Genomic DNA, 22,470 nt, shown 5'->3' on the forward strand with positions numbered 1-22,470 from the left:
ATTAAATATTAATACCCGAAATCTACTTTAATTTGCTCTGCTAATTCTAAAACGTGATCTTTTGTAATTCCTGCTGCTTCTTCTAATATATATGCAGATTGGTAGGTTTTCATTGCTTTTTTAGATTCACCTGTTTCTTCGTAAAAGCGTCCTAAATAATAATTTCCTAACAAAGTGTTTGGATATTGCTTTCTTGCTAGTTTACCTAAAGGCTCGAAATATTCCCATTTTTCGGATTTTTTTATTGCTGCTGCAATAGCTCTAAAATCGTTGATTAGTATTTGTTTTTTTAAACCGAATAGATCCTCTATTGTATCGTACTTTTCTATTAAATAGTCTACAGGAGAAGTATCTAACTTTAAAATAGTCTCTTTATATTCTTTTTTTGATATTGGCTTAAATACAAAGAAAATACTCTCTAATGCTTTTGGTATAGCATGAGCTGGAAGCGAATAATGTGTTGGACCATCAAAATTATCGAAAGTGCTCAAAACATTTTTATTTTCTATTCCTTTAATTGCATTATGTAGAGCTACGGTTTTAGTGTTTATCTCTGCGATGTCATTATTAGATGTTGCTAAATAATAGAATGTTTTTGTTGTAATATTTGGCAGCCTTTCAGACAAAAAAGCTTGCATATCTGGAGCTAATTCAGGGCTTATACTTACATATGCATTAAATAAAGGGATTTCTTTTAGTAAATAATAATTTATAAAATTTGCTGTAATACCATGTCCTACAGCTACTTTAAATTTTTCGGTTCTATAGGTTTTCTCTATGTATGGAATAAGCTCCATACCTATAAACTCGAAAAAATCTGCTCCTCCATCTATTGGGAGTGAGTTTAATTCTGAATAAGTAGTATCGTCTTCTCGTTTATCATATTCGTTAATTCCTACAACTATAGCTTCCGGAATATCTTCCCAGTAGGCTGCATATTCTACATTTCCTGCTACAATTTCAAACATATAATCGCCATCTAAAACTAAAATTATAGGATAGCTTTTATCGCTAGACTTATAACTTCTTGGTAATTGAATTTTGATTTCTCTTTCTGCTCCAAGTTTTTCAGAATTAAAGCTTTTGTAAGTTACTTGAGCCGAAATAAATTGAGCCGAAAAAAGGATTACGAAAAGGAATAAAAGACGTTTCATAGGTAAGATAAATAAATTTAGAAATGCAATGTACAAATTATTTCTTTCTGTTATATATAGGTAAAAATAATAGTGAAAGTCCTCCTAGAAGAATAACCATTGCGGTTTGAGAAGTCCACATAATCCATCCAAAGGCACGACTTGGATCTTCTGGTAAATTAAACAGTAGAAAAGCAATTACAATGGCTTCTGGATAAGAACCAATACCTCCATTTGTAGCTGCAATACTAAAACTTGCTAATATGAAACCTATTAAAACGGCACCAAAAGGAATAGGATTTAATCCTTGTATTGCAAAAGTTGTAACGTAAAACATAAGCACATACATTCCCCAAATAAATAAGGTGTGAAAAATGAATGCCCATTTTTTCTTCATTTTAAAAACACTAAATGCACCTTCTATTAATCCGTTTACAAAGCTTTTAATTTTTATTGCTAATGTAGAAGTACTTCGTTTTATATAAAAAATAAAGATTAACGCAAATACAACCAAAAGTAAAAAGCCTATTACTATTTTTGAGGGATCAAAATTTTGAGTTAAAAAATTATAAATAAAATCGAGTTCTAAAAATAAGGTTATTGCTATTATTATTAACATGACAAGTAAATCTGCAATACGTTCTGCCACAATAGTTCCAAAACCTTTTTCGAAAGGAACACCTTCATAATTTGTGAGAATTGAGGCTCGTGCTACTTCACCAGCTCTAGGAATGGTATAATTTATTAAATAAGTAGCAAAAACAGCCATGATACTGTTTCCTAATTTAATTTTATAACCCAAAGGTTCTAACATAAAGAGCCATCTGTATGCTCGTGATAAATGACTTAATAAACCAAAGAAAACACCTAAAGAAATAAATGTATAATCTGCCGTTTTAAAATAACTTAAAAGTTCTTGGAAAGATAATTTAGATAAAGAATACCATATTAAAAAAACTCCCAACAAAATTGGGAGCGAAATTTTTAATATTTTAAGTATGCTTTTGTTCACTATTTATTTCAATAGATTAGTTGCTTCGTCTGGGAATACTAATGATGGCTTAAACAATTTAGCTTCTTCAATGTCCATAAAACCATATGTAATTAATATTAATACATCACCAGGAGAAACTAGTCTTGCTGCTGCACCATTTAATGTTATTTCACCACTATTTCTTGGTCCAGGAATGGCATAAGTTTCTAAACGTGCTCCATTATTATTATTTACAATTTGAACTTTCTCGCCTTGTATAATATTTGCTGCATCCATTAAATCTTCATCAATAGTTATACTACCAATGTAATTTAGGTCTGCTCCTGTTACTTTTACTCTATGAATTTTAGATTTTACAACTTGTATTTGCATTTTGCAAAGATAATTAATTAAGTGCGATATTGTCTATTAATCTTATGTCATCTGCATAAGCTGCAACAAAAGCACGATAGGTTTTAGATTTAGATTTCCTTTTTACAGTTTTTAAGGTTGTAACTTCTGCTATAATAAAATATTCAAGTTCTAAAAACTTATTTTTAGCAAATTGTTTTTCAACCCACTTCGTTACTTGTTTAGCACTTTTTGTGCCAAACTTTTCTTTGGCAGTTACTAACGTTTTAAATATAAAAGGCGCTGCTTTTTTGTAATCTGGTTTTAGTCGTGTGTTTCTAGAACTAAATGCTAGACCATTGGCCTCTCTATAGATTTCGCAACCTTTTACAGTGACTGGTAGTTTGTGTTTTTGAACTAACTTTTTAATAATTACTAATTGCTGAAAATCTTTTTCTCCAAAATAAGCATTGTTAGGTGTTACAATTTCGAATAATCGTTTAACAATGGTGCCAACACCATCAAAATGACCTTGTCTAAACCTACCTTCCATTTCAAATTCTAAACCATCAAAACTAAAATGCTCTGCTATGGTATGGCCTTCATAAATATCTTCAACACTTGGTGCGTAAACTAATATGTTTTTAGAAACTGTTTCTAAAAGTGTAACATCACTTTTTAGAGTTCTTGGATATTTTTTTAAATCTTCGGCATTATCAAACTGTGTTGGGTTTACAAAAATACTAACTACGCAAATATTATTTTCTTGTAATGCTTTTTTCACCAAAGATAAATGACCATGATGAAGTGCTCCCATTGTGGGCACAAAACCAAAAGTAGTTCCTTTGGCCTTTTGCTTAAAGATATAATCTTGGATTTCAGATTTATTTGTGAAAATTGTCATTCTTTAATATAAAATTAACGCGTGCAAACTTAATATATTAGCCGCAATCTGCATAAAATTTTGTACTTTTGCGTGTTTTTTATTTACATTTTTAAATGTTAAAGCCTTTTTTTAGGATTCATTTAAAGGATTTTAAGGACAGAAAATTAAAAAGATTAAAACATAATATCGATTAAAACTAACGTATGAAAGATAAGAGAATATTATATGTGTCGTCTGAAGTGGTACCATATTTGCCAGAAACCGAGATTTCTTCAATGTCGTTTGAAACTCCAAGAATGGTAAACCAACAAGGTGGACAAATTAGAATATTTATGCCTAGATATGGAAATATTAACGAAAGAAGACACCAATTACACGAAGTTATTAGGCTTTCTGGAATTAATTTAGTGATTAATGATTTAGATATGCCTCTAATTATTAAAGTAGCCTCAATACCCAAAGAACGTATTCAAGTCTACTTTATAGATAACGACGAGTATTTTAAAAGAAAAGCAACACTAACAGATGAAGACGGAAAATTATTTCCTGATAACGATGAGCGTGCCATTTTCTTTGCTAAAGGAGTAATAGAAACTGTTAAAAAATTAAACTGGGCACCAGATATAATTCATGTTCATGGATGGCTTGCGGCTTTATTACCGTTGTACTTAAAACAATTTTATAAAGACGAGCCTTTATTTAACGAAAGTAAAATAGTGACTTCTGTATACAATCAAAGTTTTGAAAACGCGTTAAACAAAGACCTAATTAATAAAGTAGCTTTCGATAACATAGATAAAGAGGCTTTAAAAACATTAGAAAACCCTACATATAACAATTTAATGAAAGTTGCTATTGACAACTCTGACGCTTTAATAATTGGTTCCGCAGAAATTCCTAAAGAATTAGCAGACTATTTAAAAAAGACTGATAAGCCTGTTTTAGATTTTAAAGAGAAAGATGAGTTTGCAGAAGCTTACACAACATTCTATAATGAGAGTGTTTTATAGCACAAGAATAAAATTTTATGAAAAAAATAATTAAAAGCCTAAAAACCATTGCTTTACTTGGCTTAATTTTAGTAATATCGATATCTTGTGATAACGATTTTGCCAACATTGAAAGTGACATTGAAGGTATTAAAAACTTTGAGGCCACAAGCAGACAATTTCCATTTATTACAAGTACAAAAACATTTACACCTTTTACACCAAGCGGGACTAATGACCTAGTTGGAGTGCAAACAAATGGTTTAAATGGAAATCTATTTGGAGTTTATAAAAACCCAACCACTGCACTTGGTACAACAGTGGCAAGTGTAATAACACAAGTTGCACCAATAACTTATAATCCAGATTTTGGAGAAGAAACTAGAACTGTAGAGTCTGTATATTTAACAATTCCATATTATTCAACAGGAGAAAGTACAGATGAATTTGGCAACAATACATATAGCTTAGATTCTGTAATAGGTGACACCGACAAAGCTTTTAAGCTGTCTATTTACAGAAGTAATTATGTGCTACAAGATTTAGACCCAAATTTAGATTTTCAAAGCCCACAATGTTATTATTCTAATCAAGGCGACTTATTTGAAGCTAACTTGGCTGCTTCAGATTTAATCTATCAAGATAATGAATTTGTAATTAGTAATGAAGAACACAGAGTGCCAGAATTAGACGATAATGGTATACCAGTTTTTGAATCAGACGATATAACACCCGCGTATTCAGAACGTTTCCCTCCAGGAATTAGAGTAAACCTCTTAGATTCTAGTCCAGATAACCTTAATACTAATATTGCGTTTTGGGAAGATATTTTCTTTGCCAATCAAGGCAGTAGCGTTTTAAGTACAAAAAGTAATTTTAAAGATTTCTTTAGAGGCTTAATTATTAAAGTAGAACCGCTAAACGCTACAGAACCAGATGGAAGTTTAGCTTATTTAAATTTTGGTGCTGCTAATATTTTATTTAATTACACAAATCAAGAAGAAATGGATGCTGAAGCTGCAGGAAATCCTTTTGAAGCAAGAGATGCAACAGTATACAGGCTAGAATTTAACGATAATAGAGTAAATACTTTCGATAGAATAAATGTTGAAGATCATGATGGAGACCAAGACAACCTATATTTAAATGGTACAGATGGCTCTATGGCTGTTTTAGAGTTATTCTCTGGTAATATTGAAAATGAAGACGGAGATTTAGTACCTACATTCGACTATTTCTACAGTAAAAAAGACAAATGGCTAATTAATGAAGCCAACTTGGTGTTTTATGTTAATGAAGATTTACTGAACGATTCTAGAACTAAAAATGATGAGCCTAATCGCTTAACACTTTACGATTTAAAGAACAATACACCAATTTTAGATTATTTCCTAGATGGTTCAACAAACACAATACAACCAACGTTTTCAAAAACTGGTTATTCAGAAGTTCTTACCAGAGATAGTAATAATGATGATAAAGGTGTAAGATATAAGATTAGATTGACTGCACACATCACTAATATTTTACAAAGCGATTCTACCAATGTTAAATTAGGATTATTTATAGCTAATAACATTAATGTTTTATCGCAATCAAAAATACAAGGAAGAAATAATGACAATGATGATAGCACTTTAGACATTGTGCCTAGCACAAACGTTTTAAGCCCAAAAGGCACAATTCTTCATGGAAATGATGTAAACATCAGTCCAGAATTAAGAGCTAAATTCGAAATTTTTTATACAGAACCAGAAAGTTAATAATATATGTGTGGTATCGTTGGCTATATTGGCAAAAAAGAAGCTTATCCTATAGTTCTTGAAGGACTTAAAAGACTAGAATACAGAGGCTATGATAGTGCTGGAATTGCTTTATATGATGGCAAAAATTTAAAACTATCTAAAACAAAAGGTAAAGTTTCAGACTTAGAGAAAAAAATTAATCAAGAAATACCTACAAATGGATCTGTTGGTATAGGTCATACACGTTGGGCAACACATGGTATACCAAACGATATAAACTCTCATCCTCATTATTCTAATTCTGGAGATTTAGTAATCATACATAACGGTATTATAGAAAACTATGCTTCAATTAAAAAAGAGCTAGAAAAGAGAGGTTACACTTTCTCATCTGATACAGATACAGAAGTTTTAATTAACCTTATAGAAGATGTAAAAAAGAACGAAAATTTAAAACTTGGTAAAGCTGTTCAAATAGCATTAAATCAAGTTGTTGGAGCTTATGCAATTGCAGTTTTCGATAAGAATAAACCAGATGAAATAGTTGTTGCAAAACTGGGAAGTCCACTCGCAATAGGTGTAGGTGATGACGAGTTTTTTATTGCAAGTGATGCAACACCTTTTTTAGAATATACAAAAAAAGCCATCTATCTTGAAGATGAAGAAATGGCAATTGTAAGATTAAACAAGGAAATAAAAATTAGAAAAATTAAAGACGACTCTTTAGTTGATCCTTATATACAAGAACTTCAACTTAATCTAGAACAAATAGTAAAAGGTGGTTATGACCATTTTATGCTAAAAGAAATACACGAACAACCTGAAGCAATAAAAGACACTTATCGTGGAAGATTACTTGTTAAAGAAGGCCTAATAAGAATGGCTGGAATAGATGATAATCTTGAAAAGTTTTTAAACGCAAACAGAATTATAGTTATCGCTTGTGGTACATCTTGGCATGCTGGTCTAGTTGCAGAATACATCTTTGAAGATTTAGCTAGAATACCTGTTGAAGTTGAATATGCATCAGAATTTAGATATAGAAACCCAGTAATTACAGAAAAAGATGTTGTTATTGCAATTTCACAATCTGGAGAAACCGCAGATACATTAGCTGCCATAAAATTAGCTAAATCTAAAGGCGCATTTGTTTTTGGTTTATGTAACGTTGTAGGCTCATCTATTGCTAGAGAAACTCATGCAGGAGCATACACTCACGCAGGACCAGAAATTGGTGTGGCCTCTACAAAAGCATTTACAACTCAAATTACCGTATTAACTTTAATTGCTTTAAAATTAGCAAAAGTAAAAGGCACCATTTCTAAACCAGAGTTCCAACATCATCTTCAAGAGTTAGAACTTATTCCTGGTAAAGTTGAAAAGGCACTATTACAAGACGAACATATAAAAACAGTAGCTAGTATATATAAAGATGCAAAAAACTGTTTATACTTAGGTCGTGGTTTTAATTTTCCAGTAGCATTAGAGGGTGCTCTTAAACTTAAGGAAATTTCTTATATACATGCTGAAGGCTATCCTGCTGCAGAAATGAAACATGGTCCAATTGCTCTAATAGATGAACATATGCCTGTTTTTGTAATCGCAACTAAAAAAGGTCATTATGAAAAAGTGGTAAGTAATATTCAAGAAATAAAATCTAGAAAAGGAAAAATTATAGGTATTGTTACAGAAGGCGATATAGATGTAAAAGAATTAGCAGACCATGTCATTGAAGTGCCTGAAACACTAGAATCTTTATCACCATTGTTAACTACAATTCCATTGCAATTACTATCGTACCATATAGCAGTAATGCTTAACAGAAATGTAGATCAACCTAGAAATTTAGCAAAATCAGTAACAGTAGAATAAAAAGACTTCAAAATCAATTACATATTTATAGCCACCTTTTTTTATTAAAAATATAAAAAAGGTGGCTATTTTTTTAAATATACTTTATTATGCACGCATAATTTTGTTAACTTTTTTTTAAGATATACTTAAAAAACGTATATTGGCTCTTATTAAATTAACTAAATCTAAAATAATGAGAACAATCTTATCAACTGTTTTGTTGTTTTTTTGTGCGTTAACCTTTGCACAAACAACAATAACTGGTACTGTTATGGACAATAACGGATTACCTATTCCCGGAGCAAATATTATTGTAACTGGTACATCTTCAGGAAACGCAACTGATTTTGATGGAAATTTTACTTTATCAACAGATAGTAAACCACCATTTTCAGTGCAAGCTAGTAGTGTTGGTTTTTCTACAGAAACAATGGAGGTTACTACAAACAATCAAACTTTAAATTTCATTTTACAAGAAGGTAGTATTCTTGATGAAGTTGTAATTTCTGCTTCAAGAACTCCAGAACGTATTTTCGAATCACCAGTTACAGTAGAACGTTTTGGTCTTAAAGAAATAAAAAATACTGCTTCTGCAGATTTTTATGGTGGGCTAGAAAACTTAAAAGGTGTAGACGTTAATACAAACAGTTTAACATTTAAATCTGTAAACACACGTGGTTTTGCAACTTTTGCAAATACACGATTTATGCAATTAGTAGACGGAATGGATAACTCTACTCCTGCATTAAATTTTCCAATAGGGAATTTAGTAGGTATGGTTGAAACAGATGTGCAAAGTGTAGAATTACTTCCAGGTGCATCATCTGCACTATATGGAGCAAATGCCTTTAACGGTATTTTATTTATGAGAAGTAAGAACCCTTTCGATCACCAGGGCATTAGAGCTTCTTTTAAAAGAGGAATTACATCACAGGAATCTGCAGGAGATAATGCTTACACAGACATTGGTGTAACAATGGGACACAAGTTTTCAGATAAATTTGCAGCTAAAGTAAACTTTGGATACTTAAAAGGTACAGATTGGGCTGCAACTAGCGAAGTAGACAAAATAGATCCAACTCGTACACGAAGTAATACCAATTATGATGGTATAAATGTTTATGGTGATGAAGTATCAACTAATATTAGAGCAGCTTCTGGTTCTGGTTTAGTACCTGATGTAGTAGTAAGTAGAACTGGATATAACGAACGAGATTTAACAAACTATAACGCAGAAAGCATTAAAGCAGATTGGGGATTATACTATAGACCAATTGAAGATAATAGTTTAGAATTTTCTTATGTTGGTAAAGTTGGTACAGGATCTACAATCTACCAAGGAACTAACAGATATAACATTAATGGATTCTTCCAACAACAACATAAATTAGAAGTTAAAAATGATAACTTCTTTGTTAGAGCTTACGAAGTTTCAGATAAAGCAGGAGATTCTTACGATATGGTATTTACTGGTATTAATATTAATAGAGCTTGGAAAAGTGATAATCAATGGTTTCAAGAATATATTGGCACTTATGCAGGTATCGAACTAGCTGGAAACCCACAAGGTTTAACAACACAACAAAAGCATGATGCTTCAAGAGCAGTGGCAGATACTGGTCGTTTTTTACCAGGTTCTGCAGGATATAATGCTGCGTTTAATAAGAGTATAAACGATCCAGATTTAAGAACGGGTTCAAAATTTCAAGATGCTTCAAAATATTTTCATAGTGATGCAAATTATAACTTTGGCCACTTAACAGATATAGCTGAAATTCAAGTTGGTGGATCTTTCAGAAAATATAATTTAAATTCTGGAGGAACTATTTATACAGATTTTGATGGCCCAATTGAGTATTCAGAATTTGGTATTTATTCTCAAGTTCAAAAAGATTTAGAGCTAAATGAAGACATGAAATTAAAACTAACAGCTTCTGGTCGTTATGATAAATCAGAATTATTTGATGGTTTCTTTTCTCCAAGATTATCAGCAGGTTTAACAGTAAATAGAAATCATAATGTAAGAGCATCAGTTCAAACTGGTTTTAGAAACCCAACAACCCAAGATTTATTTATTGGCTTAGATGCTGGTAGAGCAATTTTAGTAGGTTCTGCTCCAAGTAACTTAGATAGATACTCTAGAGATTATAGCATTACAACTGCTGGTCAAAGTTTACCAGGTGTTCCTGCAACAGTTACACAAACAGGAGAAGCAGCATATATAAACTCTTATTCTGCAAGTTCTGTACAAGCATTTGCAGCTTCTGGAAATTTATCTGCATTAACCGTGGCTAATCCAGATATTATTAAACCAGAAAAAGTAACATCTATAGAACTTGGTTATAGAGGTAAGTTTGAAAGCTTAATTGTTGATTTTAGTACTTACTATAACAAATATGAAGATTTTATCTCTCAAGAAGTTGTAATTGCTCCTTTTTATGGAACAGCAAATAATGGTGGCTTAGCAGATGGCGGATTATCTGCTCAAGCAATTGCCAATGGTGATTTCCAAACCTATAGCGCTTACACAAACTCAAGTGCAGATGTAAAATCTTATGGTGCATCTTTAGGTCTTTCTACCAAAGTATTTAACGGTTTTGATTTAAGCGGAAGTTATACCTTTACAAAACAAGATTTTGATAGAGCAGCTAATCCAGATTTTCAAACCAACTTTAACACACCAGAACACAAGTTTAAAGCTTCTTTTGGACATACAGAAGTTGTTAAAAACCTTGGATTTAATGTATCTTACAGATTTAGCGATGACTATTTCTGGGAAGCTACCTTTGGAAATGGTATAGTGCCAGAATTTCACGTAGTAGATGCCCAAATTAACTATAAGGTGCCAAGTTTAAAATCTGTAATAAAAGTAGGAGCAACAAATCTTACTGGAAACGAATACTTCACTGCATTTGGAACAGGATTTATAGGATCTATGTATTATGCATCATTAACAATTAATAACTTATAAAATGAAGACATTTAAAAACTTAAAATATTTAGGACTTATTGCTCTAGCTATAAGTTTTACAGCTTGTAATGATGAAGAGGATTTTGAACAATTCTTGGATGAGCCACCTATGGAAGCTGTTACACTTCCTGCATTAAATGCAGGATCTGCCGATTTTTCTAACTATGTTGCTTTAGGAAACTCTTTAACCGCAGGTTTTGCAGACGGATCTTTATACAAAATATCTCAAGAGAATTCTATGCCTAAAATTATGGCAAATCAATTTGCTAGTATTGGTGGAGGTAGCTTTACACAACCTTTAATGAATGATAACACAGGTGGTTTACTTGCTGGTGGAAGTCCTCTTACAGGATTTGGTCCAAGATTAGTTTTCGATGGTGCTGTACCAGTACCAATTACAAATCTAAATCCAGGAGCAATGACTACTACAGATATTGTTTTAAATAATCCTACAGGTCCTTTTAATAATATGGGTGTTCCAGGCGCAAAAAGCTTTCACTTATTAGCACCAGGTTATGGCAACTTTAATGGATTATTTAGTAATCCTCCTTCTGCTAATCCATTCTTTGTAAGAATGGCTAGTTCTAGTTCAACATCTGTTTTAGCAGATGCTATGGCACAAGTACCATCTTTCTTTTCTTTATGGATAGGAAATAATGATGTATTAGGTTATGCACTTTCTGGTGGAGATGGATCTAACCCTATTACTCCTATAGCTGGACCTCCAGGTGTAGGTTTTGATGCTACATATGCAGCACTTATCGCAACATTAACTTCTGGTAGTGCTCAAGGTATTGTAGCAAACATTCCAGATGTAACTGCTATTCCACATTTTACAACAGTTCCACATAATCCAGTTCCTTTAGATGCAGCTACAGCTGGCGCAGTAAACAATGCTTATGCAGCTTATAATGGTGGATTATTACAAGCTGAAACTTTTATGCTAATTACTGCTGAAGAAAGAGAAGCGAGAACAATCACTTTTGCTGAATCTGAAACCAATGCTGTTGTTATTGAAGATGAAAGCTTAACAGATTTATTAGGATTAGGGTTACCAAATTACAGACAAGCAACTGCTGCTGATTTATTAGTCTTAACGTCTTCATCATTTATTGGTACACTAGCTGTCCCAGGAAACCCATTAACAGTTAATGGTGTTGCAATTCCATTAGCTGACAAATGGGTATTAACACCAACTGAACAAGCAGAAATTGCTACAGCAACTGCTAGTTTTAATGCAACAATAGAATCTCAAGCTAGCGCAGCTGGTTTAGCGTTTGTTGATGCAAATTCATTATTAAACCAACTTAAAAATGGTAATCTACCATCAGGAGATTATGTATTAACGTCTGATTTAGTAAGTGGTGGTGCATTTTCATTAGATGGTGTACATCCTACTTCTAGAGGTTATGCATTATTAGCTAACCAATTTTTAAAAGCTATTGATGCTAAATACGGTTCAAATTTTGAAGCTTCAGGGAGTCTTGTGGATATAGGAAACTATAACACAAACTACTCTGCAGGATTGCAATAAAAATAGTTAAAAGAAATATTAAAAACGCCTTCATAATGAAGGTGTTTTTTTTATGTCTAAAAAAGCTTGAAAAACGACTTTTATTTTAAATAAAATCTCCTATCTTTGCACGCGAAAACCAAAGGTGTTTTCAAACAATTAAGTCGCATAATATTAAATAGATAAGTAATGTCAAAAGTTACAGGTAAAGTTTCACAAATAGTAGGTCCAGTAATCGATGTTGAATTCGGAGCTGGTGCTGAACTTCCAAAAATTTACGATTCATTAGAAATTAATAGACCAGATGGTTCTATTTTAGTACTAGAAGTACAATCTCACATTGGTGAAGATACAGTGCGTACTATAGCAATGGATTCGTCTGATGGTTTAAGTAGAGGGACAGAGGTAAATGCTACTGGTGCTCCAATACAAATGCCTATTGGTGGAGATGTTTACGGACGTTTATTTAATGTAATTGGTGATGCTATTGATGGTTTAGGAAATTTACCTAAAGTAGGCGATGCAGGATTACCTATTCACAGAAGCGCACCAAAATTTGAAGATTTATCAACTTCTACTGAAGTTTTATTTACAGGTATTAAAGTTATCGATTTAATTGAGCCTTATGCAAAAGGTGGTAAAATTGGTTTATTTGGTGGTGCTGGAGTAGGTAAAACAGTATTAATCCAAGAGTTGATTAACAATATTGCAAAAGGACACGGTGGACTTTCTGTATTCGCAGGAGTAGGTGAAAGAACACGTGAAGGAAACGATTTACTTCGTGAAATGTTAGAGTCTGGAATTATCAAGTATGGTGACGACTTTATGCATTCTATGGAAGAAGGCGGTTGGGACCTTCAAAAAGTGGACAAAAATATAATGAAAGAGTCTAAGGCTACTTTCGTATTCGGACAAATGAATGAGCCACCTGGAGCACGTGCACGTGTTGCCTTATCTGGTTTAACAATTGCTGAATACTTTAGAGATGGAGCTGGAGATGGACAAGGAAAAGATGTACTTTTCTTCGTAGATAATATCTTCCGTTTTACTCAAGCAGGATCTGAGGTGTCTGCATTACTTGGTCGTATGCCTTCTGCCGTAGGTTACCAACCTACTCTAGCAACAGAAATGGGAGCTATGCAAGAGCGTATTACTTCAACTAAAAAAGGTTCTATTACATCTGTACAAGCGGTTTACGTACCTGCAGATGATTTAACAGATCCAGCACCAGCAACAACGTTTGCTCACTTAGATGCAACTACTGTATTGTCTCGTAAAATTGCTGAGCTTGGTATTTATCCAGCTGTAGATCCATTAGATTCTACATCAAGAATTTTAACTGCAGATATTTTAGGAGATGAGCACTACGATTGTGCACAGAGAGTAAAAGAGTTATTACAACGCTATAAAGAATTACAAGATATAATTGCTATATTAGGTATGGAAGAATTATCTGAAGAAGATAAAATGGCTGTAGGTAGAGCTAGACGTGTACAACGTTTCTTATCTCAACCTTTCCACGTAGCAGAACAGTTTACAGGTATTCCTGGTGTTTTAGTAGACATTAAAGAAACCATTAAAGGATTTAATATGATTATGGATGGTGAATTAGATCATTTACCAGAAGCAGCATTTAACCTTAAAGGTTCTATTGAAGAAGCTATCGAATCTGGAGAGAAAATGTTAGCTGAAGCTTAAAATTAGTCACAGTTTTGAGTCATATTTTTTCAGTGACTACAAACTAAAGACCACAAACTAAAGACTAAGAATATGTATTTAGAAATCGTATCACCAGAGGCAACTTTATTTAGTAGTGAAGTAGATGCTGTAACTGTACCAGGCATTAATGGTGAGTTTCAGATGCTTAATAATCACGCAGCTATTGTAGCTGTATTAGCAGAAGGCACTGTTAAAATAAACACACATACGCAGAGTCATCTTGTTTTTGATGATTTACACGCTAGTGTTGTGCCTCTTGCAAATGATAAAAAAGTGCTAACAGTAAAAATTAATTCTGGAACATTAGAAATGAAAGGTAACAAAGCCATCATTTTAGCAGATTAGTTTTTTATTGACAACTATATAAAAAAACGCGAAACTTAAGTTTCGCGTTTTTTTATGCTTTATATTTTATAAGAATATTGTTTAAACCTTTTTAATTACATTTGTTACTATTCCCCAAATTAAAAAATTATTCTCTTCGGTAATATTTATAATAGGATAGTTTGGGTTTTCTGGTTGCAACCAAACTTCATCTTTAGTCACTCGTAATCGTTTTACAGTAAACTCTCCATCAAGAAAACAAACAGCAATTCTATTATTTTCTGGTTCTAGACTTCTGTCTATTACTAACAAATCGTTATCGTCTAATCCAGCACCAATCATAGACTGCCCACTTACTCTAGCATAAAAGGTAGCTTCTTTGTTTTTTACAAGCTCTTCGTCTAAAGACAAGCGTTGCTCTTTAAAATCATCTGCTGGTGAAGGAAATCCTGCTGAAATTCCTGTATCAAAAAACTGTCCAGAGGCTCCATCTATAGTTTCTGGTGTGAAAAATGTTAAACTGCCTTGTTTGTGTGCTATCATTTTACTGTAATAATATCATTAATATTTGTAGTATATCTTGGTGACAACCGTTCTTGACGCATTTTCCAGGTGCGTTTTAAATCTTGACTTGCTAATTTAATAGTATTTCCTTTAAATTTAGCATTTAAATAATCTATAGATTGCATTAGTGGTTTATGTTTTGGGTTTTCGTTATTGAATAAATCCAGTTGAAAACTATCTTCTGGTACCAAACCTGTAACTACAACTCCTGCACGCTTATATTTTATACCTTGCTTAAAGATAGACATAACTGCGCTAACTGCACAACTACTTAATATTAAAGATGAATTTGTTGGGCAAGACAGATTAATACGCATGCTTGCACGATGCTGCTCTAAATCTAGTTTATGTCTATCGCTACTTAAACTAACAACAATAATATGGCAACTAGAACCTTGTTGTCTTAATTTTTCGGCACAGCTTGTGGCAAAGGTAGATACGCGTTCTTTTATATTATCAATATCTGAGTAGGTATATTCAAAACTCCTTGTGGTTGCAATGGCTTTTTTTATGGTGTCGTACTCGTCTAACTTTAAAGTTGGTAATCCCTCAAGATCTCTCTTGAGTCTAGATTCTACAACAGAAAAATTAGTTTTTACCCAAGCGTCTGGCAATTGTGTAAAATGATAAGCTGTTAAGCATCCTTTTGCTTTTAAACGTTTACTTAGTCTGCGACCTATTCCCCAAACATCTTCTATTTTAATCCATTTTAAGGCTTTTATTCTTTTCGCTTCTGTATCTATAACATAAACACCTTTAGTCTCTTTTGGAAACTTTCGTGCAATTTTATTGGCGACTTTACAAAGTGCTTTTGTAGGCGCAACACCAACACAAGTTGGAATGCCTGTCCATTTTAAAATACGTGTTCTTATTTGGTTTCCATAATCGTTAAAGTTATAATTATCAAAGCCTTTAAACTGTAAAAAAGATTCGTCTATACTATAGATTTCTATGTCTGGTGTAAACTGTTTTAATATGTTCATGACACGAGAACTCATATCTCCATACAATGGATAATTAGACGATAGCACATGTATACTATTAGCTTTACAAAAGCTTTCCCATTTAAAAATAGGTGCTCCCATTGGTAAACCCAAGGTTTTAGCTTCGTCGCTTCGTGAGATAACACAACCATCGTTATTACTTAAAATAGCGATTGGTTTTCCTTGTAAATTAGGGTTAAAAACACGTTCGCATGAAGCATAGAAATTATTACAATCTACTAGTGCAAACATAGGTTATAAAGATACAAGAAAAGTGAATTGTGTTTTATGTGGAAAAAAAATGTTATTAACTAAATAGATGAAATTCAAATTTTCAAAATTGTTAACTTTATTTATATTTGAAACATGGAATCAACATTAAAATACGTTAAAAACGTTCCTGTTTGGAAAACCCTTCTTGGGATAATAATAGCTGCTTTGTGTCTTTATTTGGTAATTTTTGGTTCTATCGTCAATATTGTTCCAATTGCTTTTAGTGTTTTACTTCTACAAACTCACGATAACACTAAGCTTAAAAAGTACTTATTTTAAAAACCTAATAATATGTGTCTACAGTAAAATCTCATCAATAGAGCACTTTAAAATTTTAATAACATTTTCAATTTCATCTTCGTTTAAATGACCATAACCTAACCTCATCGCGCAAATATCTTTATTTTGATACAATATGGTTTTAGGTAAAAACAAATCGCGTGCTTTTGTTTTTTTAGCCAATTTAACAAGCGAAACTCTAGGCTTAAAATTCAACCATACTGCTAAACCTCCAACAGGAGCTTGCCAAGTAGCATAGTCTTTAAAGTATTTAGTTAAACAACTACATAAATAATCGCGCCTTTGTTTATAAATGGTAATATTTTTTTTAATTAAGCGATGTATTTCACCTTCTACAATAAGCTCTGTAAGAATCTGTTTCTGTATTAAATCGCCTTGCTTGTCTAATATTTGCAAATAGTTCTTGGCCTCATTAATAATGTTTTCTGGCGCAACTATAAATCCTATTTGAAAACTTGGGAAAAAGGATTGTCCTAATCGTCCTAAATAAATAACAACACCTTTAGCATCTGCACTTGCCATTGGTACCATAGCTGACCCATCGAACTGGAAATCATAATCAAAATCATCTTCTATAATAGCAAAATTATAGGCTGTTGCTAATGTTAATAATTTTAAACGTCGAGCAGCTGTAAGCGCTACTGTTGTTGGGTATTGCCTGTGAGCACAAACATAAACACAACGAATACTGTTTTTCTTGAAATTCTTTTCAATAAAATCTACATCTAATCCATCCACATCCACAGGAATGGTTTTTATGTTGGCTCCTGCTTGCTGAAAAATCATATTAGATTTATAATGACTTAAATTACCAACCAAAACCACATCCTTTTGCTGTATTAATAGTTGAGACACAATATATAAACTCATCTCTGTGCTTCGTGTACTTAAAATGTTATTGGGTTTTATGTGAAATCCTCTCGTAGCATTTAAATAATTGCACAATTGCTTACTAAAAGTGGTGTAAGATTCTTCTTGAGTTTGATTCCATTTTGATATTAATGATGCTCGCTTCATTGATGCACTATACCATTTAGCAAACTGGAATGTAGGATGTAATCTTAAGTCAGGTTTTCCATCATTAATAACGTGTTTACATCCAGAAAACTCTTGAGTAGAAGCTAAGTTAAATGACGATTGAAATGGAAATCCTGCTGTATTTGGATACGTTTTTAATGTATCTAATCTTTGGGTTACTGCTTTTATGGCAACTGTTTTATTCTCTGGCATTAACACAAACGTCCCTTTGTTGGGCATAATATTTACCCAACCTTGAGATGCCAACTCGTCGTACACAGCAACTGCAGTGTTTCTATTAATAGATAGTAGTTCGCCTAACGTTCTTGTGCCTGGTAACGCTGTTCCTTCAGGCAAATAACCACGTTGTATAGCATTAATGATTTGCTGGGCTATTTGAATGTAAATTGAAGTATTCGCAGACTTATTAAATGCTATTAAAGATTCTAATACATTATTAACCGGACTATTCATTGTTTTAAAACTGGACTACTTTAATAATCCGGAAAGTTACGAATTTTATAGCGTTAAAAAACACCTATACATTTTGTTATGAAATTAAACCCTTTTTTTATTTTACTTACTGTTTTTGTTCTAATTACGCATGCCCAAGAGCTACAAAATCAACAATTAGACTCTGTTTTAATTTCCTCAACACGTATAGACCTACCATTTAAAGAAAATTCAAGAACTATTACAGTTATTTCTGCTCTAGAGATTAAAAACGCTGCTGCAACAAACGTAGCCGATTTACTGCAACAAGTTACAGGAGTTGATATAAGACGTCGAGGAACTGGAGGAAGTCAAGCCGATTTACAAATTAGAGGTGGTGGTTTTGATCAAACCTTATTACTTATAGATGGCATAAAAATGGACGATGCTCAAACTGGACATCACACCATGAACGCTGCATTACCATTAGAAGTAATAGAGCGTATAGAAATTATTAAAGGTCCAGCAGCAAGGGTTTTTGGACAAAATGCATTTACAGGAGCTATTAATATAGTCACAAAAAAAAACTTAGATAATTCGGTCTCTATAAATCTAGAAACTGGTTCTTTTAATCAATTAAATGCATCTATTACTGTTGGTACAGAGCTAGAAAACTCATCACACATTATACACGTAGGAAAGCTAACGTCTGAAAGCTATCGAAATAATTCAGATTACGATAATTCTAATTATTTTTTAAAGAGTACGTTTAATAAAAATGCACAACCTATAGAATTAATTGCTACTTTTTTTGATAGAAAATTTGGTGCAGAAAACTTTTATACAACAAGTCCTGCCTTTAATGAATACGAAGAAACTCAAAATAGTTTAATAGGTTTTACAACTACTTTTAATACAGAAAAACTTAAAATTAAACCACGCGTGTATTGGAAACGTAATCAAGATTTATTTCTATTAAAACGAGAAGATCCATCTTTTTTTAGAAATTTTCATATTACAGACAAAATAGGAGCAGAAGTTTACGCTTCTTACTCCTCAAAACTAGGTATAACAGGTTTTGGTATAGATGTATCTAAAATTTATCTTAGAAGTAATAATTTAGGAAACCGAAATAGATTTATGACGAATTTATTCTTAGAACATCAATTTAAATTGCTGGACAATAAATTAGACATTACTCCTGGTGTTGCTGTAACTTACTTTTCAGATTTTAAATTCCATGCTTTTCCTGGTATGGACATAGGTTACAACATAAATAACACTATAAAAATATATGGAAACGTTGGCTACACTTACAGAATCCCAACCTACACAGATTTATTTTATAACGACTTTAGAACTGTTGGAAACGAAAATTTAGACCCAGAAGATGCCTTCGGACAAGAAATTGGCATTAAATACATAACAAACAAATTTTCTACAACACTTGCTTTTTTTAATAGGGATGCTAAAAACCTTATAGATTACATAAGACCAAACACAACAGAAACTATCTATACTGCCACAAATATAGCAGAAGTAAATACTAAAGGATTAGAGTTCGATGCTTCTTATAATTTTAAAATTAGTGATTTTAATCAAACATTTGCCATTGGTTATGCCTTTTTAGAAGACAATATTCTAGACCAAAATAAAGAGTTGTCGCGTTACTCTTTAAATACATTAAAACATCAATTTACAACACGATTAAGCACACAACTATTTAAAAACATGAAACAAAACATTATCTATAAACATGCTGAGCGCACCACAGGACAAAGCTATAATGTTTGGGATGCGTCTTTAATATTTACTGTTAAAACGTTTGAACTTACAGCAACCGCAAGCAATATTTTTGATGCAGATTATATAGAAACTGGCTTTACACCTATGCCACCAAGCAATGTTCTATTAGGTTTACGTTATAACTTTTAAATAAATTCCAAAAAAAAAATAACATTAAATTTAGTAGCGTTTTATTAACTTTGTGTTTTAATTTTTAACTTTTTAATTTGAAATTAAACCTAGAACACATACCAAGAGTTAAAACAATAACGAAGGAGGATTTTATTAAAAATTATTATAAGCCTCAAAAACCTTTGGTGATGGAGCGGTTTATTACAGATTGGCCTGCTTACAAAAAATGGAATTTAGACTATATTAAAGACATTGCAGGAGACAAAGAAGTTCCATTGTACGACGATAGACCTGTGAATTATAAAGATGGTTTCAACGAGCCACACGCTAAAATGAAACTCTCTGAATATATAGACTTACTAAAAAGGAAGCCAACAAAATACCGTATATTTCTTTGGAATATTTTTAGAGAAGTACCAGCATTACAAAACGATTACGCTTTGCCAAATTTTGGTTTAAAATTACTCAAAACAATGCCTATGTTGTTTTTTGGAGGAACCAATTCACACACGTTTATGCATTATGATATTGATTTTTCAAACATCTTTCACTTTCACTTTGAAGGTAAAAAACAATGCATTCTCTTTGATCAAAAACAAAGCAAATTTCTCTACAAAATTCCACACTCGTTAATTGTTCGTGAAGATATTGATTTTTCGAATCCTGATTTAAAAAAATGGCCTGCATTAAAAAAAGCAAAAGGTTGGGAATGTGAACTTAACCATGGAGAAATTTTATACATGCCAGAAGGTTATTGGCATTATATGCGTTATATTACACCAGGATTTTCCATGAGTCTACGATCTATTACTAAAAATCCAATAAACGTAGTAAAAGCGTTAAATAACTTTATAATCATGAGGCAATACGATAATCTCATGCGAAAATTAAAAGGTCAAAAATGGATTGACTGGAAAAATACTCAAGCAATTAAGAATACTAAATAAATTATAACTATGAAAAAAATACTATTTGTATTAGCTGTTTTAAGTGTATCGCTTACAAACGCACAAGTTTTTGAAGGTAAAGGAGATCAAAAATTTCAAGTTGGAGGTAATTTTCAAGACTTTGCCTCTGGAATTAATGTAAGTTATGATTATGGTTTTTAGGTGAGAATATATCTGTTGGTGTGTCTTCTACCTATGCTTTAAACGTTAAAAATAATGATATCCTTGATGCAGGATTTGGAGATCGTTTTGATATTAAATTGCGTTTTAATGCTAATCTTGGTAACGTAATAAATATTGATGATAATTTTGATGTATATCCAGGTTTAAGCTTAAGCACTAAAAACTTTGGTGGCCATTTAGGTTTTCGCTACTTATTTACAGATGGTTTTGGAGTGTATTCAGAATTAATCACACCATTAGCAAAATATAAAGAAAATCCTGTTGGAGCAGAGAATATTCACAATCAATTTACAGTAAGTCTAGGTGCTGTATTTAACTTATAATACATAAAAACGTACTTTTACTAAAAAACCTTTCTGGTTAAAACCGAAAGGCTTTTTTATGTTTTATACCATATACTATTTTACTAACTGGTTTGCTTTTTCATAAACTAAATGCGACTCCCATCCTCTATACAAAAGGTAATCTATAAGTTTCTTTTTTTTCTTAAAAACATTAGTTTCTAGAATAGAATCAAACTTTTTTTCGGCTAAAGCATTAAAAACTTCCAAATATTCGTCTTCAGAAATTTCATCAAGCGCTGCTTTTAAATTAACTTTAGAAATGTTTTTTTTCTTTAACTCAAGTGTTAAACGATAACGTCCCCATTTTTTTATTCTAAATTTACCACTAACAAAAGTTCTAGCAAAACGTGCTTCATTTAGAAAATTGTGTTTTATTAAATGCACCACGATAATATCTATAGCATCGGGAATCATTCGCATAACTTGTAGCTTTTCTAACACTTCTTTATGGCAACGTTCTTGGTAGGCACAGTAATATTCTAGTTTTTTTTGAGCTTCATCGACAGAATATGTTTTTTGTAGATTCATGATATAGTATTATTCCTGTAAAATAGTAAATTCTTGATAATTTCATATCTTTGAAAGTGACCTATTTAAACTAGATTTCCTACATTTATCAACTTATTTTTTCAGAAAAAAAATATTATGATTAAGAATTACTCACTTTTTATTTTATTCATTTTTGGCTTTGCTTATTTCAGTTATGGGCAAATATACCAACAAAGTTTTGAAGGCGCTTTAAATTCTGGATACACAAGTTCAGGCGTGTTTTCTGATGGAACTAATGATTATTTTGATTTAATAGGAACAACTTGTCTATTATAGAACTTGAGAATAATAATGTAAAATTCTCTTACGGTGGAAATTCAACTATAAAATCGGTTAAAATTCTAGATGTTCTAGGTCGCACTATTTATCGATTACGCGGAAACAAAAAAACAGAAATTTACAATCTTTCTAGTTTAAGTAGTTCGGTTTATATTGCTCAAATAGAGTTATCAAATGGCACACTAATTAGTAAAAAAGCGATAAAAAAGTAACTACTAATAAAA

The 22,470-nt window shown here is 32.0% G+C and carries 21 protein-coding genes; 13 read left to right on the plus strand and 8 right to left on the minus strand.

The annotated features are described in order from the left end of the window. Positions 1–8 precede the first annotated feature (8 nt). From P8H50_RS02400 to panC, 4 genes are read right to left on the minus strand one after another with little or no spacing between them, the layout of a single operon-like run. On the minus strand, positions 9–1,154 hold the full coding sequence (locus P8H50_RS02400; RefSeq protein ID WP_300205233.1) for an alpha/beta hydrolase-fold protein: 1,146 nt from the start codon (positions 1,152–1,154) through the stop codon (positions 9–11). A gap of 37 nt (positions 1,155–1,191) precedes the next feature. Beyond that, the gene (locus P8H50_RS02405; protein WP_300205235.1) at positions 1,192–2,145 is read right to left on the minus strand and encodes a lysylphosphatidylglycerol synthase transmembrane domain-containing protein; all 954 of its coding nucleotides are present in this window, start codon (positions 2,143–2,145) and stop codon (positions 1,192–1,194) included. Positions 2,146–2,148: 3 nt separating this feature from the next. Next, complete coding sequence (gene panD / locus P8H50_RS02410; RefSeq protein WP_300205237.1) at positions 2,149–2,499, minus strand: aspartate 1-decarboxylase; 351 nt, start codon at positions 2,497–2,499, stop codon at positions 2,149–2,151. Positions 2,500–2,512: 13 nt separating this feature from the next. Then, positions 2,513–3,361 (minus strand): pantoate--beta-alanine ligase, encoded by an 849-nt coding sequence (gene panC, locus P8H50_RS02415; protein ID WP_300205239.1) that lies wholly within the window; start codon positions 3,359–3,361, stop codon positions 2,513–2,515. Positions 3,362–3,546: 185 nt separating this feature from the next. Between panC and P8H50_RS02420 the strand changes: the two genes are divergently transcribed. The 7 genes from P8H50_RS02420 (at position 3,547) to P8H50_RS02450 (ending at position 14,479) form a co-directional block, all read left to right on the plus strand. Next, the gene (locus P8H50_RS02420) at positions 3,547–4,353 is read left to right on the plus strand and encodes a glycogen/starch synthase (protein ID WP_300205241.1); all 807 of its coding nucleotides are present in this window, start codon (positions 3,547–3,549) and stop codon (positions 4,351–4,353) included. 17 nt (positions 4,354–4,370) lie between these two features. Further along, positions 4,371–6,095: a DUF4270 domain-containing protein gene (locus P8H50_RS02425; RefSeq protein ID WP_300205243.1), complete on the plus strand. Its 1,725-nt coding sequence runs from the start codon at positions 4,371–4,373 to the stop codon at positions 6,093–6,095. Between the two features lie 6 nt (positions 6,096–6,101). Further along, a complete protein-coding gene (glmS, locus tag P8H50_RS02430; protein ID WP_300205245.1) occupies positions 6,102–7,949 on the plus strand; it encodes a glutamine--fructose-6-phosphate transaminase (isomerizing) in 1,848 nt (615 codons plus the stop codon). Positions 7,950–8,124: 175 nt separating this feature from the next. Next, on the plus strand, positions 8,125–10,902 hold the full coding sequence (locus P8H50_RS02435; protein WP_300205247.1) for a TonB-dependent receptor: 2,778 nt from the start codon (positions 8,125–8,127) through the stop codon (positions 10,900–10,902). A gap of 1 nt (position 10,903) precedes the next feature. Continuing rightward, the gene (locus P8H50_RS02440; RefSeq protein ID WP_300205249.1) at positions 10,904–12,436 is read left to right on the plus strand and encodes a G-D-S-L family lipolytic protein; all 1,533 of its coding nucleotides are present in this window, start codon (positions 10,904–10,906) and stop codon (positions 12,434–12,436) included. 168 nt (positions 12,437–12,604) lie between these two features. Then, the gene (atpD, locus tag P8H50_RS02445) at positions 12,605–14,113 is read left to right on the plus strand and encodes a F0F1 ATP synthase subunit beta (RefSeq protein ID WP_300205251.1); all 1,509 of its coding nucleotides are present in this window, start codon (positions 12,605–12,607) and stop codon (positions 14,111–14,113) included. Between the two features lie 72 nt (positions 14,114–14,185). After that, entirely contained in the window at positions 14,186–14,479 is a 294-nt protein-coding gene (locus P8H50_RS02450) for a F0F1 ATP synthase subunit epsilon (protein ID WP_300205253.1), read from the plus strand. Positions 14,480–14,560: 81 nt separating this feature from the next. On the opposite strand, the gene umuD is transcribed toward P8H50_RS02450, so the two are convergent. The 3 genes from umuD to P8H50_RS02465 all read right to left on the minus strand — a co-directional run bounded on the left by umuD (position 14,561) and on the right by P8H50_RS02465 (position 18,069). Continuing rightward, positions 14,561–15,001 carry a translesion error-prone DNA polymerase V autoproteolytic subunit gene (gene umuD, locus P8H50_RS02455; RefSeq protein WP_300205255.1) on the minus strand — a complete coding sequence of 147 codons (441 nt, stop codon included), beginning with the start codon at positions 14,999–15,001 and terminating at the stop codon, positions 14,561–14,563. Next, entirely contained in the window at positions 14,998–16,257 is a 1,260-nt protein-coding gene (locus P8H50_RS02460; RefSeq protein WP_300205257.1) for a Y-family DNA polymerase, read from the minus strand. The genes umuD and P8H50_RS02460 overlap by 4 nt, the downstream gene beginning before the upstream one ends. Positions 16,258–16,575: 318 nt before the next feature. Continuing rightward, entirely contained in the window at positions 16,576–18,069 is a 1,494-nt protein-coding gene (locus P8H50_RS02465) for a PLP-dependent aminotransferase family protein (RefSeq protein ID WP_300205259.1), read from the minus strand. 78 nt (positions 18,070–18,147) lie between these two features. Between P8H50_RS02465 and P8H50_RS02470 the strand changes: the two genes are divergently transcribed. The 4 genes from P8H50_RS02470 to P8H50_RS02480 all read left to right on the plus strand — a co-directional run bounded on the left by P8H50_RS02470 (position 18,148) and on the right by P8H50_RS02480 (position 21,397). After that, positions 18,148–19,962, plus strand: coding sequence for a TonB-dependent receptor (locus tag P8H50_RS02470; RefSeq protein WP_300205261.1), 1,815 nt, complete (start codon positions 18,148–18,150; stop codon positions 19,960–19,962). Between the two features lie 77 nt (positions 19,963–20,039). Next, positions 20,040–20,891 (plus strand): cupin-like domain-containing protein, encoded by an 852-nt coding sequence (locus P8H50_RS02475; protein ID WP_300205263.1) that lies wholly within the window; start codon positions 20,040–20,042, stop codon positions 20,889–20,891. 9 nt (positions 20,892–20,900) lie between these two features. Then, positions 20,901–21,053, plus strand: coding sequence for a hypothetical protein (locus P8H50_RS11025; RefSeq protein WP_366900946.1), 153 nt, complete (start codon positions 20,901–20,903; stop codon positions 21,051–21,053). 20 nt (positions 21,054–21,073) lie between these two features. Further along, positions 21,074–21,397, plus strand: a complete 324-nt coding sequence (locus tag P8H50_RS02480; protein WP_366900947.1) for a DUF6646 family protein — start codon at positions 21,074–21,076, stop codon at positions 21,395–21,397. A 75-nt stretch (positions 21,398–21,472) separates the two neighbouring features. Here the strand turns inward: P8H50_RS02480 and P8H50_RS02485 are convergent, their stop codons facing one another. Next, entirely contained in the window at positions 21,473–21,946 is a 474-nt protein-coding gene (locus P8H50_RS02485; protein ID WP_300205265.1) for a regulatory protein RecX, read from the minus strand. 117 nt (positions 21,947–22,063) lie between these two features. Here P8H50_RS02485 and P8H50_RS02490 point away from each other — a divergent pair, with 117 nt between their 5' ends. Then, positions 22,064–22,243, plus strand: a complete 180-nt coding sequence (locus P8H50_RS02490) for a hypothetical protein (RefSeq protein ID WP_300205267.1) — start codon at positions 22,064–22,066, stop codon at positions 22,241–22,243. After that, positions 22,231–22,458, plus strand: a complete 228-nt coding sequence (locus tag P8H50_RS02495) for a T9SS type A sorting domain-containing protein (RefSeq protein WP_300205269.1) — start codon at positions 22,231–22,233, stop codon at positions 22,456–22,458. The genes P8H50_RS02490 and P8H50_RS02495 overlap by 13 nt, the downstream gene beginning before the upstream one ends. The last annotated feature ends 12 nt before the right edge of the window (positions 22,459–22,470 follow it).

The organism is Lacinutrix sp. (genome assembly GCF_029238095.1).
GTDB lineage: Bacteria > Bacteroidota > Bacteroidia > Flavobacteriales > Flavobacteriaceae > Lacinutrix.

What these genes read in the sequence shown, in the direction of transcription:
- glmS (WP_300205245.1), top strand. Translation starts at nt 6,102, where the DNA reads ATGTGTGGTATCGTTGGCTATATTGGCAAAAAAGAAGCTTATCCTATA.
- P8H50_RS02450 (WP_300205253.1), top strand. Translation starts at nt 14,186, where the DNA reads ATGTATTTAGAAATCGTATCACCAGAGGCAACTTTATTTAGTAGTGAA.
- P8H50_RS02440 (WP_300205249.1), top strand. Translation starts at nt 10,904, where the DNA reads ATGAAGACATTTAAAAACTTAAAATATTTAGGACTTATTGCTCTAGCT.
- P8H50_RS02465 (WP_300205259.1), bottom strand. Translation starts at nt 18,069, where the DNA reads ATGAATAGTCCGGTTAATAATGTATTAGAATCTTTAATAGCATTTAAT.
- P8H50_RS02460 (WP_300205257.1), bottom strand. Translation starts at nt 16,257, where the DNA reads ATGTTTGCACTAGTAGATTGTAATAATTTCTATGCTTCATGCGAACGT.
- P8H50_RS02470 (WP_300205261.1), top strand. Translation starts at nt 18,148, where the DNA reads ATGAAATTAAACCCTTTTTTTATTTTACTTACTGTTTTTGTTCTAATT.
- P8H50_RS02420 (WP_300205241.1), top strand. Translation starts at nt 3,547, where the DNA reads ATGAAAGATAAGAGAATATTATATGTGTCGTCTGAAGTGGTACCATAT.
- P8H50_RS02490 (WP_300205267.1), top strand. Translation starts at nt 22,064, where the DNA reads ATGATTAAGAATTACTCACTTTTTATTTTATTCATTTTTGGCTTTGCT.
- umuD (WP_300205255.1), bottom strand. Translation starts at nt 15,001, where the DNA reads ATGATAGCACACAAACAAGGCAGTTTAACATTTTTCACACCAGAAACT.
- P8H50_RS02425 (WP_300205243.1), top strand. Translation starts at nt 4,371, where the DNA reads ATGAAAAAAATAATTAAAAGCCTAAAAACCATTGCTTTACTTGGCTTA.
- P8H50_RS11025 (WP_366900946.1), top strand. Translation starts at nt 20,901, where the DNA reads ATGAAAAAAATACTATTTGTATTAGCTGTTTTAAGTGTATCGCTTACA.
- P8H50_RS02485 (WP_300205265.1), bottom strand. Translation starts at nt 21,946, where the DNA reads ATGAATCTACAAAAAACATATTCTGTCGATGAAGCTCAAAAAAAACTA.
- panC (WP_300205239.1), bottom strand. Translation starts at nt 3,361, where the DNA reads ATGACAATTTTCACAAATAAATCTGAAATCCAAGATTATATCTTTAAG.
- P8H50_RS02435 (WP_300205247.1), top strand. Translation starts at nt 8,125, where the DNA reads ATGAGAACAATCTTATCAACTGTTTTGTTGTTTTTTTGTGCGTTAACC.
- panD (WP_300205237.1), bottom strand. Translation starts at nt 2,499, where the DNA reads ATGCAAATACAAGTTGTAAAATCTAAAATTCATAGAGTAAAAGTAACA.
- P8H50_RS02400 (WP_300205233.1), bottom strand. Translation starts at nt 1,154, where the DNA reads ATGAAACGTCTTTTATTCCTTTTCGTAATCCTTTTTTCGGCTCAATTT.
- atpD (WP_300205251.1), top strand. Translation starts at nt 12,605, where the DNA reads ATGTCAAAAGTTACAGGTAAAGTTTCACAAATAGTAGGTCCAGTAATC.